This window comes from Kitasatospora sp. NPDC002965, from assembly GCF_040611255.1.
In the GTDB taxonomy this organism is placed as follows: Bacteria; Actinomycetota; Actinomycetes; order Streptomycetales; family Streptomycetaceae; genus Kitasatospora.
The window spans coordinates 1-12,957 of the sequence record NZ_JBEXNT010000074.1; the positions used below are offsets into that span (position 1 = coordinate 1).

Genomic DNA, 12,957 nt, shown 5'->3' on the forward strand with positions numbered 1-12,957 from the left:
TCACCTCGTTGGTCCCCCCCACCCCGTTGTCCCCCTCGTGGGCCCGCGGGGGGTGTCGGCCCCCGGGCGCCGCCCGGTCCCCCGGGGCCCCCCCGACGGGGTGCGGCGCGTGCCGCCCGGTCCGGCCCGGCTCCCCTGTGGAGCCGGGTCGGACCGGTGCGGGGTCCTGCGGTCATGCGCGCAGTGTGGCGAGTTCCGCGTCGGCGCGCTCGGTGACCAGGGCGAGGACGCGGCCCGCGGCGGCCAGGTCCTCGGCCGGTATCCCGCCCCAGATGCGGGCGGAGACGGGGGCGGTGTCCGCGCCGGTGGCGGCGAGCAGCTCGCGCCCCGCCTCCGTGGGGAGAAGGTGTGCCCCGTCCGTGACGAGCAACTGCCGGGTCAGCAGCTCGTCGAGCGTGGCGCGGATGTCGGCCGGATCGGCCTTGAGGGAGTGCTGCACCTGGGCGACGAGGTCGTCCGGCGTCTGTGCGGTGTCGGCGGTGACGGCGGCGCGCAGGGCGATCTGCTGCGGGAACGTGACGCCGTGCCGGGCCAGGACGTGTTCCAGGACGCCGCGGGCGGCGTAGTGGGCGAGGCCGAGGGCGCGGGCGGTGGCCGGTGCGGCAGCGGGCGCGGTGGTGACGGGTGCGGTGGTGACGGGTGCGGTGGCGGTCATGGTGGTGTCCCCTGAGTGTTCTCGTCGTGCGGGAGGGCGGGGGTGAGAGGTGCGTCGAGCAGGGCCGTCAGCTCGGCGGTGAACGCGCCGGTCCGCTCGGCGTCGAGGCCGCCGAGTGGTTCCAGCAGTTGCCGGAGCAGTCCCTGGACCACCTCGACGGCCTGCCGTGTGACGGCCCGGCCCTCGTCGGTGAGGGCGAGTTGGACGGCGCGCGGGTCGCGGGGGTCGCGGGCGCGCTCGACGAGGCCGGCCGACTCCAGGGCGCGGGCCAGCTTCGAGACGTACAGCGCCTCCAGGCCGGTGTGGTCGGCCAGTCGGCGCTGGCTGGGCCGCTCGCCGGTGCGGTGCATGCCGTACAGCGACGCGACCAGGACGTACTGCGCGTGGGTGAGGCCCAGGGGGGCCACCGCGCGATCGACCGCGACGCGCCACTTGTTGGCGAGCCGCCACACCAGGAAGCCGGGCGTGGGGCCCGGGGAAGCCTTGCTCATGGCGAATAGAGTACATAGCTACTATGTCCATGGCTACTGTTTTTCGGTGGATGTGACGGTGCGTCGGAGGTGGGTGGGCCGGCCCCGGTCCGGTCCCGGCCCGGCCCCGGCGCGGCTGCCGGGGCGCCCCCGGGGGGCCTAGAGCGCCGAGTGGGCCAGCCAGTGGTCCAGGAGGGCGCGGTCGCCCGTCACCGTCACCCGGCCGTCCTGCGGCGTGATGCGGCGGGCGATCAGGAGCATGAGGTCCGCCGCCGACCCCGACGCCACCACGTCCGCCTCGACCGGCCCGCGCTCCCACCGCAGCCCCCCGGGCCTCCTGGTGACCACCCAGCCCTCCGCGGACCCCGGCCGGAACCCGATCTGCTCGCCCCGGCCGCGCAGCTCGGCGACCGCCGGCCTGACCGCCGCGAAGGCCGGCATGGTGAGCAGGTCGAGGTTCTCGCCGATCACGACGGCCGCGAGGTCGTCGGCGATCTCGAACGCGGTGGCGGTCGCGCACGCCGCGTCGTAGTGGTGGACGCAGGTGTCGGCCAGCATCCTGCGCAACCAGAAGGCGGCCGGAAGCGGACCGGCGAAGGTATCCGACTCGCGTTCGGCGCCGACCCGCCGGACGGCCCGGATCAGCTCCTCCGCGCCCTGCTGCAGCCACTCGGCCCACTCGTCCGGAGGCCCCGGATCGGCGCGGTGCGGGTCGGGCGGCGGCAACTGCTGCCCGCTGCGGACCAGTTCGGCCGCCCAGCGGTGTTCCTGTCCGAGGTGTCCGACGAGGGTCCGCAGCGGCCACGCCGGACAGGTGGGTACCGGCGTGTCCGGGGCGCGTCCGGCGACGGCGCGGGCGACCCGTGCGGTCCGGTCCCGCAGACCGTCCACGAGGCGTGCGGTGGCGGTGGTGGCGATGTCCGGCGGCGTCATCACGGAGCTCCTCTCGGGGGTGATGCGGGTACCGTAGGTTCTCCAGTCAGGTGGAGGTTCAAGTGCCTTTTCTCGACGAGACGTTCGGGATCGGGGAGCTGGCCCGGCTGACCGGTGTGCCGGTGCGGACCGTTCGCTTCTACTGCGACGAGGGCATCGTCGAGTCCGTGCGCAGCGCGGGTGGGCACCGCAGGTTCGACCCGGCCGCCGTGGAACGGCTCGGCCTGGTCAGGCGGTTGCGCGGGCTCGGTCTCGGGCTGCCGTCCGTCAGGCTCGTGCTCGCCGGGGAGCGCTCCGTGGCCGAGGTGGTCGCGGCCGAGCGCGCCGCGCTCGACGTGCAACTCGCGGGCCTAACCTGGCGACGGGCCTCCCTGCGTGCGGTCGAGGAGGCCGGGCCGGCCGACCGGGCCGCCAGGTTGGAGCTGGTCGCCGCGGTGCAGGACGGGGGCGCCGCCCGTGACGCGCTGATCGACTTCTGGCGGCGCACGATGGTCTCGTCGGTGTCGTCGGCGTCCGGGGCGATGCTGGACGTGTTCGTGGCCCTGGCCGTGCCCGCGCCGCCCGTCGACCCGACGCCCGGGCAGGTGGTCGCGTTCGCCGAGCTGGTCGCACTGGCGGGTGACCGGGCGCTGGCCCGCACGCTGCTGGCCATGGCGCGGTCCAACGCCGAACTGGTCTCCGACGAGGCCGCGTTGATGGCGGGGATCGGTGAGGCGTGCGCGCTGGCGCGGCCCCTGGTGCGGGCGGGGGAGGCTCCGGGTGCGGGCCCCGCGCTGGACCGGTTCGTCGACGCGCACGCGTCGGTGCGCGGCGGCCGGGACACCCCGGGGTTCCGGGGGGAGCTGCTGGCCCACGTGGCCGCCGACCGCGATCCGCGGATGCGCCGCTACTGGCGGCTGGCGGCCGAGGCCGGCGGTGAACCGGTCACGCTCGGCGCGTCCCACCTGTGGCTGACCGACTCGCTGGCGCTCTCGGTGGGCGACGGCGGCCCCGACGCGCGGGGACGCGCGAGAGCGGCGGCGTTCCCGCTCGCCGGGGGAGCGGTGCCCGGCGGTCGGCGCGAGGAAAGTGCCGGGACAGGGTGACGGTACTGCGTCAGAATGGCCGGATGATCATCTCTCACGACGTGGACGGGCCCGAGGGCGCGCCGGCCGTAGTCCTGCTGCACTCGTCCGTCTGCGACCGCCGGATGTGGGACCCGCAGTGGAAGCCGCTGGTCGAGGCCGGGTACCGGGTGGTGCGAGCCGACTTCCGCAGCTGCGGCGAATCCCCGGTCGGGTCGGCGCCGTACTCGGACGTCGGCGACGTGCTCGATCTCCTGGACCACCTCGGCATCGGGCAGGCGTCCCTGGTCGGCTCCTCGTACGGCGGCCGGGTCGCGCTGGGCGTCGCCTGGCTCCGGTCGGATCGGGTGTCCGCGCTGGCGCTGCTCTGCCCGGGTCGGCCCGGGCAGGTGGCGGGGCCGCAGATGCGGGCGTTCGGTGCCGCGGAGGACGAGCTGCTGGAGGCCGGTGACCTGGACGGTGCGGCGGCGCTCAACGTCCGTACCTGGCTGGGGCCGGACGCCGCGGAGGAGGTCCGCGAGCTGGTGGGGCGGATGCAGCGCGGCAACTTCGAGGCGGGCCTCACCGAGGGCGCGGGGGACTTCGAGCTCCCCGAACCGGAGGCCGTGCTGTCCGCGGTGACGGCCCGCGCCCTGGTGGTGTCGGGCGCGCACGATCTGCCGGACTTCCGCCGGATCGTGGCCGAGGTGGCCGCCGGGCTGCCGAACGCGCGTGCGCTGGATCTCCCGTGGGCCGGGCACCTGCCCTCGTTGGAGCGCCCGGCGGAGATCACCGCCCTGCTGCGGGAGTTCCTGGTGGACGCTGCCACCGCGTAGGACGCGGGCGGGTGGGGCGGGTGACCGCCTCGCCCGCCCGCCCCCGCGCCCTGCCTGCCCGCGCCCTGCCTGCCCGCTCGGACGGTGGCGTTCTCAGCGCTTGGTGCCGTCCACGATGACCGGGGTGCCGCCGCTGTTGCCGCAGGGGCTGGCGTAGACCGCGTTCTTCTCGGCGGCGGCCTTGAACGCCTCGATGCACTGGCTCATCAGGATCTTGTCGGTGAGGGAGTTGGCGATCGCCGCGTTGGCGGCGGCCTGGCTCTCCGAGTCGATCTTGCGCTTCTCGGCCTCGGCCTTGGCGGTGCGGACGGCGGCCTCGGCCTGCGCGGTGGTCTGGTCCTGGGCGATCTTCGCGTCGATCGCCTTCTGCAGGTCGTCGCTGGGCCGGACGTTGCGCAGGTTGACCCCGTTGACCAGGATGCCGCGCGGCGCGAGCCGGGCGGTGACCAGCTTGTCGATCTCGCCGGCGATCGCCTCGCGCTGCGAGCTGTAGCCCTCGACGCTGGTGTGCTTGGCGAACACGTTACGGACGATCTCGCGGCTGTCGGGGAGGACCAGACGCTGCTGGACGGCGTCCGAGTCGCCGGCCAGCTTGTAGAGGTCGACCGTGTGCTGAGGGTCGATCGACCACTTCACGGTGAGGTCGGCGAACAGTACGCCGCCCTCGGAGGAACGGACCTCGACGGTGTTGTCGCCCGTCAGGTTGAGGTCGGACGGGCGGGTCGAGAACGCGGTCACGTCGGTCAGCGGGGACTTGACGTGCAGTCCGGGCTGCCACGTCCCGCCGATCTTGCCGAGCCTGGTCGGCACGGCCACCTCGTACGGCTCGACCACGTAGAGGACGGTGGTGAGGCCGAGCAGGGCGCCGAGGACGATCGCGCCGATGCCGCCGAGCGTGGCGGCGCGGCCTTCGAACACGCGGCGCCACCGGAGCACGAGCACGACGAAGCCGGGGATGAGGAACAGCAGCGAAATGATCAGCACAGCCGCAGCGTAGGGATGTGTCGAATCCACGTGCGATCGAGTGGGCTGATGTTCACGCCGTGTAGGGCGGATGTTCCCCTGGGCCTGCACGGCCGGTGGCGTGGTCGGCCTGCCCCCCGCTCCGCACAGGAAGTCGGACCCGCCGACTTCCTGTGCGGCGTAGAGGCGGCAGGCCGGGTGGGTTCAGCCCTGGTGGGGGAGGGTGCGGGCGAGGAAGAGGTCGTGGTGGTGTTCGACGTCGATGCCCCCGCCGTGCGCGTCGAGCACGGCGGCGGTGTCGGCGAGGGCCCGGTCGCGGCGGTCGGCGGGCAGGGCGCGGTAGACGGAGATCGAGGTGAGGTGCCCGAGGTAGCGGTCGGTGTCGAAGCGGGTCCGCTCGCGGATGCGGAGCGAGCGGAGGTCGGTGAACCGGCCGTCCTGACGGCACTCCTCGTCCGGCCAGTGCCCGAGCATCCCGGGCCAGTGGCCCGGGACGTCGCCGAAGGAGGAGGCCAGCCCGGTGTGCGGGGTGAGGGTGAGGCCGTACCGGTGGTCGACCTCGCGGAGGGCGGCCTGGAGGCCGGGGTCCAGGAGCCCCTGGGGGTTCCAGAAGAGCGCGACGGCGCCACCGGGGGCGAGGGCGTCGTGGACCCGGTCCCACCGGGTGGCCGGGTCGGTCCAGTGCCAGGAGGTGGCGGCGAGGAGCAGCCCGAACCGGGTTTCGTGCGGCCGCCACTGCTCGAAGGCGCTCACCTCGACCCGGACGTGCGGGAAGGCGGCGGTGTTGCGGCGCAGCACCTCGGCCATCCGGGCATCGGGTTCGACGCAGACCATCGGGGTGCCGAGCGCGGCGAACGGAACGGTGGCCTTCCCGGTGCCGGCCCCGATCTCGACGGCCGGCAGATCACCGAGGGAGGCGTAGGCGAGTACCTCGGCTATGAGGGCGTCGGGGTAGCCGGGTCGCGCGGCGTCGTAGGTCTCGGCCACTTCACCGAACACCCGGCTGTTCGCCATGTCGTAGGGCTGGGAGGAGGTCATGGGCGCCTTCCGGTGAAGGGTAAGGCCCGGCGCCCCAAGGGTTCGCCGGGCCGGTGGGCTGCGGTGGCGCGGTCAGAGGAGACCGAAGTCGAACTCCCCGTCGGAGACCGCCGCGATGAACGCGCTGTGTGCTTCGGTAGTGAAGGTGAGCGTGCGACCCGAGGGGTCTTTGGAGTCTCGGATGGCTACGCTGTGCGGGAGATTGGTCGCGCACTCCACGCAGTTCTCGTTTCCTCCGCTGAAGGACGACTTGCGGAACACCGGGTGGATACGGGCGGCGTTGGGCATGGCTGCTCCCTGAGGTCGGCGGCCCGGCATCCCAAGGGTGAGCTTGATCGGTGGGCTCTGCCTGCGCGATCAGAGGAGACCGAAGTCGAACTCGCCCTTGGCGGTAGCCGTGATGAATGCGCTGTGAGCGGCTGCGGAAAGGACAAGGGCCGGCCCAGAGGGGTTCTTGGAGTCACGAACGTAGGTGGCCGGGCCGTCAGGGATTGCGAGTTCGACGCAGTCTCCAGAATCGTTACTCCAAGACGACTTTCGCCAAGTCAATTTCAGTGTGGCTGAGTTGGGGTGAAACGTCATGTGATCCTGTCTCTCTGGTCGGTGATGATGGTGATCGAGTCGTCGAGGCCGAGAGCATCCGCTCGGATGGCGTCGAACTTCGCACCGTACATGTCCACATCGGAGGCTTCCTCGACCCAGAGGTTGCTCAGAGTGCCATCGACCAGGACGACGTCGAGGTCTTGCCGTTGGGGAAATCCGAGAATCGTGAAGGCGCCGCCCATCCCGTGGTGCGCGGGCGCGCCGATCGGCATCACCTGGATGGTGATGTTCGGCTGTGCCGCCCGGTCGAGCAGCCGGGTCAGCTGTTCGGCCATGACGTCGCGACCGCCGACGCCCGAGCGGATTGCCGCCTCGTGGATGACGGCCCAGAGAGCTATCGGTTCTGACCTGGTCAGCGAGCCTTGGCGAGCCATTCGGATGTCGACCAAAGCTTCAACGTTGGTCCCGGGCCGCATGTTGAGTTTCTTGATGATCTCGCGAGCGTAGGCCGGAGTCTGGAGAAGGCCGGGGACAAAGGCGCCCTGGTAGGTGCAGACCGATGAAGCGGTGGCCTCCAGTGTGATCAGGTCGCCGAGTTCGGGGCTGATGTGAGCGCCGTAGCTCTGCCACCACATGCCTCGGTGTGCGCCGTTCCTGGCGAGGTCGACCAGAGCCGAGATCAGGTCGTTGTCCTCGCACTTGTACAGCGCGAGCAGCTTCTTGACGTCGTCGACCTTGGTGGCGCCTCTGCCGTTCTCGATGCGGGAGAGCTTGGGTTGGCTCATGCCCGTCAGGGTCTCGGACACCTCGTCGTGCGAGAGGCCGGCTTCCTCGCGTCTACGGCGCAGTTCGGCGCCGAGCTGCCTCCGTCGAACCGTCGGGCCTGTTGCTGTGGCCATCCCCGCCCTCTCTGAGCCTCGCCGGACCAGTGTGCCCCGCTGTCGGTCACGTTCGCCACCGACAACTGCCACTGTAGGGGCCTTGGTTGGTGTTCGATTTGGATTTATCCAAAAATCTGAGACGAGTTGCCAAGATGGCCTCCGTGGCTCCATGCTCATTGTGACGAGCCGCACACGTTCGGCAACCGCCGATCGACGGTGTGTGCGCTGGCGTCATGAGTGCGCCATGGCCGGATCGGTTTGATTGATCATCAGGCGCTCGGTGGCATCCACTTCACCCCCCGCGGAGGTCGCTTCGTGTTTCCCCTTGGACTCCCCCCTGACTGGTCGGCCGCGCGTGAGGAGTTGCGCGGGGCCCTGGCGCGCGCCGGGTGGCCCCTCGACACCGTCGCCGACGCGGAGTTGGCGCTCCACGAACTCTTCGTCAACGCGTGGAAGCACGGCGGCTCGCCGGCTCCGCTCGTCGTGGTCGTCCTCCTGGACGGCATGCTCCGCGTCTCCGTCAGCGACGGCAGCCCGGACCTCCCCGAGCAGCGGGCGTACGCCGACCCCTACGCGGTGTCCGGGCGCGGTCTTCACCTCGTCCGCTCCCTCACCCACCGGTTCGGCGCCGACCCCCGCAGGCAGGGCAAGTCGATCTGGTTCGAGCTGGACTCCGCCGCGTGAGCGCCCGCCCCGAGCCGCCGATCGCACCGGACGACCCCCGGATGCGGACCTACACCGAACCCGAGGTCACCGCTCTCCTCGCCGAACTCCACGAGCGCGGCAGACCGTTGGGCATCGTCTGGCCCTCGGCCACCACCGCCGGCATGGTCGACGGCCGCGTCCTCGTCCGCTTCGGCCACGCCTCGACCGCCACCGTCCTCAACCTCCTCGACGTGTTCACCCTCCTCAAGAGCCGTGACCACGACCACGCCGACGACAACGACGGGACGGCGGCCCCGTCGTGGGACTCCTGAGCCACCCCGGCGTCGCCCGCGCGTTCGTCGGTCTCGCCCTCCTGCTGCTCCTCGCCCTCGCCTTCGCCACCGTCGCCCTCGGAGTGATCGCCACTCAGCGGATGCCCCGCCGCCCGGACGACGAGCACGAGAGCGATCCCCGGTACCGCCCCGCTCGTGGCCTGCGCCCCTGACGGTGCCTTGCCGGGACGTGCCCTGGCAGACCCGCCAGGGCACGTCTCCTTGACCCCCTCCCGCGAGGGCCGCGCCTCGAATGCCACGCCGGTCACCGCCCGGGGAGGGGCCCGCCTACTCGTCGACCGGCTCCTGCGGGACCTCGGCGACCAGGTACTCGGCGTCGCGCAGCAACTCCTCCGTCATCCGTACGCCCGTCAGGCGTTCGGCGAGCGCCAGGACCGCCGCCTTGCTGTCGAGGGCCGGGTCGCTGTCGCCGTCGGGGTCGAGGCCGAGGTCGCGCAGCAGTTCGTTCAGGTCGTCCGGGGTGGTGCCGTCCCGGTGGGTGGGGTACTCGAATCCGGTCCGCCGCTCACCGTTCTCGTACCAGTGGAAGAAGTGCATCGGCTTGCCCGAGTTGCTGTCGTGCGAGACGGCGCGTGTGCCGACGGAGAACGTCGCCAGGAGTTCGGGCCGTGCCCCCAGGTCGCTGCCGAGCTCCAGGACGACCGCCCAGTCGCGGCCGTCCGCGTCCCGAACGGAGAACGCGCCGACGAGGGCGGACTCGGGATCGTCGCCGCACTCCTCCAGGAACTCGGCGTGTGCGTCGCCCAGTTCGCCGGACCCCCGGCAGGTGCCCCACGGCGATCCGCCCATCGCCCCGAGCACCTGCTCGGGCAGGACGTCACGCACCAGCAGCATGCTGTACCCGGTGTCCATCAGGTGGCCGAAGAACGAGGCAGGGGAGCGGATCCAGCCGTAGTCGGCGGCGGTGGGGGCAGAGGTAGAGGTCACCCGGTGCATCCTGCCAGCAACCGCGGGGCCGGGCGGGGGTCGTCCGATCTTCCGTCCGCCCGGGATTCCCGGCCCCGCGCGGGCGGCAGGCGCCGGATGCGGCCGTCCGCGGTGGACCCCGGACCCCGGACCCCGGACCGCGTCGGGACGGGCCGGGTCACCTCGGGATGCGCTGGTGCCACTCCCTGCTGAAGACGACGTCCCCGCCCTCCAACGCCCGCAGGTGCGTGTCGGCGATCAGGTGGGTGGGGTCGCAGCGCAGCTCGGTGCGGACGTGGACGGTGGCGTCCCAGCCGATGCCGGGGCGCTCCACCCGGACGGTGCGGTCGGCGCGGGCCCGGGCGCTGAGGGGGGTGGCGGTGAGGACGCGGTAGGCGGCGACGGTGTGCTCGTCGCGGACCAGGCCGTCGGGGTGGGTGCGGGTGCCATCGGTGGCGGGGGAGAGCTCGGTGCGCCACTCGCGGCGGCCGATGTCGTGCACGGTGACGCGTTCGGGGCGGGCGGTGAGCGGCTCGGTGACGTGCAGCGGGGGCGGGAGCGGGAGGGTGGGGGAGATGAAGGTGATCGGGTCGGGGTCGGTGGCGGGGCGGCGGATCGGGAGACCGAGGCCGGAGTGGGACGGGTCCAGTTCGAACCCCGCCGGGTCGGGGCCGGGCCAGAGCCAGGGCCAGTAGGTGGAGGAGAGGGCGAGCCGCAGCCGGTGGCCCGGCGGGACGGTGCGCCCGACGGCGGCGAGGCCGACGGTGACCTCGACGGCCGAGCCGGCCGAGTCCGCCGTCCCCGGGGTGGTGAGGACCCCCCGGGTGAGCAGCGTGGAGGTGCCGTCGGGGGCGACGGCGCAGAGGCGGGCGGTGACCGTCGCGCCGGTCGGCGCGGTGCGCAGCCGCAGGGACAGGACCGGGGCGCCGAGGAGCTCGACCGGTTCGGGCAGTGGCCGCGAGTCGAAGCAGACGGAGCGGCCGTCCTCCTCGCGCTGGTCGGGCGGCTGCTCGGCGGGGCGGCCGGGCTGGACGTAGGCGCCGGCGTTGAGCCCGGTGTGCTGGGGGGAGCGGACGTGCACCCAGCGGTCGTCGGAGGCGGTGCCGGCGGTGCGCAGCGGGCCGTCCAGGCCGTAGTGGACGTCGCGCACCCCGGGGGAGGGCCAGGCGCCGTCGGCGGCCCAGCGGGTGGAGAGCCAGCTGCGCAGGGCGGGCACGGCGAGGACGCCGGTGTCGGTGTCCCGGAGCCAGTGGTCGTACCAGCGGAGCGCCTCGGGGAGGATCTCGTCGGGCAGGCCGTGGGACCAGGGGCCGAGGACGGTGCGGACGGGGACGGTACCGGCGGACGCGAGCAGGTCCAGCAGGCGGGAGGCGGACGGGTCGGACCAGCCGGCGACGGCGAGGGTGGGGGCGGCGGCCGCGACCGGGGCGTCGGGCGGGGCGGCCAGCCAGCCCGCGAGCGGCGGTTCGAGGGCCTCCAGCCGGGCCAGCCACATCGCCCGCCAGCCGTCGCCGACGTACTGCGGGTCCGGTGGGCGGGCCGCGTCGGCGAGGTGGGCCGTGGCGCGGGCGTGCCCGTCGGCGGCGAGGACGGCGCCGCCGAGGCGGTGCGGGCCCTCGGGGCAGGCCACGACCACGGCGTGGACGGCGTCGGGAGCGCGGGCGGCGAGGCGCAGCGCGACGTCGCCGGCGGCGCCGGTGCCGAGCAGGCCGACCCGTCCGCTGCACCACGGCTGCCCGGCGAGCGCACGGACCAGCTCCTCGCCGTCGGCGGCCCCGTCGTCCGGATCGGACGTCGCCAGGCCGCCGGAGTTGCCGTGGCCGCGGGCGTCGGCCCGGACGGCGGCGTAGCCGTGGCCGGCGAACCAGGGGTGGCGGCGGGCGTCCTCGGTGGCGGTCCAGTCGGTGAGGCGGCCGGTGGAGTACTCCAGCACGACGGGGACGGGTTCGTCGGTCACCGGGCGTCGGACGCGGGCGAAGAGCTCGGTGCCGTCGGGGAGGGGGACGCGCAGGTCCTCGCGGGTGGTGCGGTAGGGGTACGAGGGCATGGCCGCTCCCATCGAGTCCCGGTCGGCGGGCCGGACGGCGGGGGCCGGGAGGCACGGGCAGGCCCGGCCGACCGTGCCCGCGCCGCGGCGTCGGTACTCCGACGGTAGGGGAGGAAGCGGGCGCGCGCCCGGTGAGCGGGTCCGGGCCCGGCCGCACCGCGTCCAGCCGTGCCCGGCGGCGGCGTCGGGCACGGAGGGAGCGGTCGGCGAGCGTCTCGTCCTTGCACATGACTTGCACCTGCTTCCCGCAGGGGGGAAGGATGGCCCAGCTTTCCGCCCCCCACACGACAGGACGTACCGATGACCGCCCCCCGTTGGCGCGACAGACTCACCCGTGAGGAGTGGATCCGACTGGCAGGCATGGGCGGGTTCATCCTCGCGCTGCACGTGATCGGGTGGTTCACCCTGCTCGCGGTCATCGCGCCCGAGCACTACGACGTCGGCGGCCAGGTGTTCGGTGCGGGGATGGGCCTCACCGCGTACACCCTCGGTATGCGGCACGCCTTCGACGCGGACCACATCGCGGCCATCGACAACACCACCCGCAAGCTGATGGGCCAGGGCAAGCGGCCGCTCTCGGTCGGCTTCTGGTTCTCGCTGGGCCACTCGTCGATCGTCTTCGGGCTCTGTGCGCTGCTCGCCTTCGGCATCAAGTCGCTCGCCGGGCAGGTCGAGTCGGACGACTCCGGCCTGCACGAGGCGACCGGCCTGATCGGCGTGGCCGTCTCGGGGACGTTCCTGCTCCTGCTCGGCCTGATCAACCTGGGGGCCTTCAACGGCATCCTCAAGGTGTTCCGCAAGATGCGCGAGGGCGAGTTCGACGAGGCCGAACTGGAGGCCCAGCTGGAGAAGCGCGGGCTGATGAACCGCGTCCTCGGCCGGGTGACTAGGGCCGTCACCAAGCCGTGGCACATGTATCCGGTCGGCCTGCTGTTCGGTCTGGGCTTCGACACCGCCACCGAGGTCTCGCTGCTGGTGCTGGCGGGCGGCGCGGCGGCGTTCCAGCTGCCCTGGTACGCGCTGCTGGTACTGCCGGTCCTGTTCGCGGCGGGCATGAGCCTGCTGGACACCATCGACGGCTCGTTCATGAACTTCGCCTACGAGTGGGCGTTCTCCCGGCCGGTCCGGAAGATCTACTACAACCTGACGGTCACCGGGCTCTCGGTGCTGGTCGCCCTGGTCATCGGCTCGATCGAGCTGATCGGTCTGCTCGGCGAGAAGCTGGACGTCACCAGCGGGCCGGTCGCCTGGATCGCCGGGCTGGACCTCGACTTCGTCGGGTACGCGATCGTCGGACTCTTCGTGCTCACCTGGGTGGCGGCCGTCGCCTACTGGAAGTTCGGCAACGTCGAGGAGAAGTGGTCGGCGGGGCTCGTCGCGGCCGGGGACAAGGCCGCGGAGTAGGGCGCCGCGTGGGAAGGCGGCCGGCCCGGGGGTGCGCCCCCGGGCCGGCCTTCCTGTTGCCGGGCGAGGCGGGGCGGGGCGGGGCCGGGCGCCGGGTCGGGGTGCGGGGCCGGGCGGGGCCGGGGTCGCCCGGGGAGGGCCCGGAACTCCTCGACGGTCCCGGGCCGCACACGGGATTGGGCGGATTGGCGTGCATGTGCCAGTAATGAGCCGGTCAAGCCATGGGCATGAATCGGCCAG

The 12,957-nt window shown here is 73.1% G+C and carries 16 protein-coding genes; 6 read left to right on the forward strand and 10 right to left on the reverse strand.

What is annotated here, in order from left to right:
* Positions 1-172 precede the first annotated feature (172 nt).
* From ABZY91_RS25455 to ABZY91_RS25465, 3 genes are all read right to left on the reverse strand, one after another.
* Positions 173-655: a MarR family transcriptional regulator gene (locus ABZY91_RS25455; protein WP_355405387.1), complete on the reverse strand. Its 483-nt coding sequence runs from the start codon at positions 653-655 to the stop codon at positions 173-175.
* Entirely contained in the window at positions 652-1,146 is a 495-nt protein-coding gene (locus tag ABZY91_RS25460; protein ID WP_329879167.1) for a MarR family transcriptional regulator, read from the reverse strand. The genes ABZY91_RS25455 and ABZY91_RS25460 overlap by 4 nt, the downstream gene beginning before the upstream one ends.
* A 138-nt stretch (positions 1,147-1,284) precedes the next feature.
* Complete coding sequence (locus tag ABZY91_RS25465; protein ID WP_355405388.1) at positions 1,285-2,058, reverse strand: maleylpyruvate isomerase family mycothiol-dependent enzyme; 774 nt, start codon at positions 2,056-2,058, stop codon at positions 1,285-1,287.
* A gap of 62 nt (positions 2,059-2,120) precedes the next feature.
* On the opposite strand from ABZY91_RS25465, the gene ABZY91_RS25470 reads away from it, so the two are divergent.
* Positions 2,121-3,143: a MerR family transcriptional regulator gene (locus tag ABZY91_RS25470; RefSeq protein WP_355405389.1), complete on the forward strand. Its 1,023-nt coding sequence runs from the start codon at positions 2,121-2,123 to the stop codon at positions 3,141-3,143.
* A 23-nt stretch (positions 3,144-3,166) separates the two neighbouring features.
* Positions 3,167-3,937, forward strand: a complete 771-nt coding sequence (locus ABZY91_RS25475; protein WP_355405390.1) for an alpha/beta hydrolase — start codon at positions 3,167-3,169, stop codon at positions 3,935-3,937.
* A gap of 93 nt (positions 3,938-4,030) precedes the next feature.
* Here ABZY91_RS25475 and ABZY91_RS25480 read toward each other — a convergent pair whose 3' ends face one another.
* The 5 genes from ABZY91_RS25480 to ABZY91_RS25500 form a co-directional block, all read right to left on the reverse strand.
* Entirely contained in the window at positions 4,031-4,921 is an 891-nt protein-coding gene (locus tag ABZY91_RS25480) for a prohibitin family protein (protein WP_355405391.1), read from the reverse strand.
* Between the two features lie 183 nt (positions 4,922-5,104).
* Positions 5,105-5,938: a class I SAM-dependent methyltransferase gene (locus ABZY91_RS25485; protein WP_355405392.1), complete on the reverse strand. Its 834-nt coding sequence runs from the start codon at positions 5,936-5,938 to the stop codon at positions 5,105-5,107.
* A gap of 72 nt (positions 5,939-6,010) precedes the next feature.
* On the reverse strand, positions 6,011-6,226 hold the full coding sequence (locus ABZY91_RS25490) for a DUF397 domain-containing protein (protein WP_355405393.1): 216 nt from the start codon (positions 6,224-6,226) through the stop codon (positions 6,011-6,013).
* Between the two features lie 69 nt (positions 6,227-6,295).
* Positions 6,296-6,520 (reverse strand): DUF397 domain-containing protein, encoded by a 225-nt coding sequence (locus ABZY91_RS25495; protein ID WP_355405394.1) that lies wholly within the window; start codon positions 6,518-6,520, stop codon positions 6,296-6,298.
* Positions 6,517-7,539, reverse strand: coding sequence for a helix-turn-helix transcriptional regulator (locus tag ABZY91_RS25500; RefSeq protein ID WP_355405395.1), 1,023 nt, complete (start codon positions 7,537-7,539; stop codon positions 6,517-6,519). The genes ABZY91_RS25495 and ABZY91_RS25500 overlap by 4 nt, the downstream gene beginning before the upstream one ends.
* Positions 7,540-7,677: 138 nt before the next feature.
* Here ABZY91_RS25500 and ABZY91_RS25505 point away from each other — a divergent pair, with 138 nt between their 5' ends.
* The 3 genes from ABZY91_RS25505 to ABZY91_RS25515 are packed head-to-tail and all read left to right on the forward strand — an operon-like array spanning position 7,678 to position 8,512.
* A complete protein-coding gene (locus tag ABZY91_RS25505; protein WP_329947602.1) occupies positions 7,678-8,046 on the forward strand; it encodes an ATP-binding protein in 369 nt (122 codons plus the stop codon).
* A complete protein-coding gene (locus ABZY91_RS25510) occupies positions 8,043-8,339 on the forward strand; it encodes a hypothetical protein (RefSeq protein WP_329879105.1) in 297 nt (98 codons plus the stop codon). Before ABZY91_RS25505 ends, ABZY91_RS25510 begins: the two co-directional genes overlap by 4 nt.
* Positions 8,327-8,512: a hypothetical protein gene (locus ABZY91_RS25515; RefSeq protein WP_355405396.1), complete on the forward strand. Its 186-nt coding sequence runs from the start codon at positions 8,327-8,329 to the stop codon at positions 8,510-8,512. Before ABZY91_RS25510 ends, ABZY91_RS25515 begins: the two co-directional genes overlap by 13 nt.
* A 115-nt stretch (positions 8,513-8,627) precedes the next feature.
* On the opposite strand, the gene ABZY91_RS25520 is transcribed toward ABZY91_RS25515, so the two are convergent.
* Both ABZY91_RS25520 and ABZY91_RS25525 read right to left on the reverse strand, forming a co-directional pair.
* Positions 8,628-9,287 carry a DUF6461 domain-containing protein gene (locus tag ABZY91_RS25520; RefSeq protein WP_355405397.1) on the reverse strand — a complete coding sequence of 220 codons (660 nt, stop codon included), beginning with the start codon at positions 9,285-9,287 and terminating at the stop codon, positions 8,628-8,630.
* A 157-nt stretch (positions 9,288-9,444) separates the two neighbouring features.
* Positions 9,445-11,313 (reverse strand): CocE/NonD family hydrolase, encoded by a 1,869-nt coding sequence (locus ABZY91_RS25525; protein ID WP_355405398.1) that lies wholly within the window; start codon positions 11,311-11,313, stop codon positions 9,445-9,447.
* A 300-nt stretch (positions 11,314-11,613) separates the two neighbouring features.
* On the opposite strand from ABZY91_RS25525, the gene ABZY91_RS25530 reads away from it, so the two are divergent.
* The gene (locus tag ABZY91_RS25530; protein ID WP_329879101.1) at positions 11,614-12,717 is read left to right on the forward strand and encodes a HoxN/HupN/NixA family nickel/cobalt transporter; all 1,104 of its coding nucleotides are present in this window, start codon (positions 11,614-11,616) and stop codon (positions 12,715-12,717) included.
* Positions 12,718-12,957 lie beyond the last annotated feature (240 nt).

Bases quoted from the DNA above. Each gene is read 5' to 3' on its own strand.
- ABZY91_RS25455 (WP_355405387.1), bottom strand. From the start codon at position 655: ATGACCGCCACCGCACCCGTCACCACCGCACCCGTCACCACCGCGCCC.
- ABZY91_RS25460 (WP_329879167.1), bottom strand. From the start codon at position 1,146: ATGAGCAAGGCTTCCCCGGGCCCCACGCCCGGCTTCCTGGTGTGGCGG.
- ABZY91_RS25465 (WP_355405388.1), bottom strand. From the start codon at position 2,058: ATGACGCCGCCGGACATCGCCACCACCGCCACCGCACGCCTCGTGGAC.
- ABZY91_RS25475 (WP_355405390.1), top strand. From the start codon at position 3,167: ATGATCATCTCTCACGACGTGGACGGGCCCGAGGGCGCGCCGGCCGTA.
- ABZY91_RS25485 (WP_355405392.1), bottom strand. From the start codon at position 5,938: ATGACCTCCTCCCAGCCCTACGACATGGCGAACAGCCGGGTGTTCGGT.
- ABZY91_RS25490 (WP_355405393.1), bottom strand. From the start codon at position 6,226: ATGCCCAACGCCGCCCGTATCCACCCGGTGTTCCGCAAGTCGTCCTTC.
- ABZY91_RS25495 (WP_355405394.1), bottom strand. From the start codon at position 6,520: ATGACGTTTCACCCCAACTCAGCCACACTGAAATTGACTTGGCGAAAG.
- ABZY91_RS25500 (WP_355405395.1), bottom strand. From the start codon at position 7,539: ATGAGCATGGAGCCACGGAGGCCATCTTGGCAACTCGTCTCAGATTTT.
- ABZY91_RS25525 (WP_355405398.1), bottom strand. From the start codon at position 11,313: ATGCCCTCGTACCCCTACCGCACCACCCGCGAGGACCTGCGCGTCCCC.
- ABZY91_RS25530 (WP_329879101.1), top strand. From the start codon at position 11,614: ATGACCGCCCCCCGTTGGCGCGACAGACTCACCCGTGAGGAGTGGATC.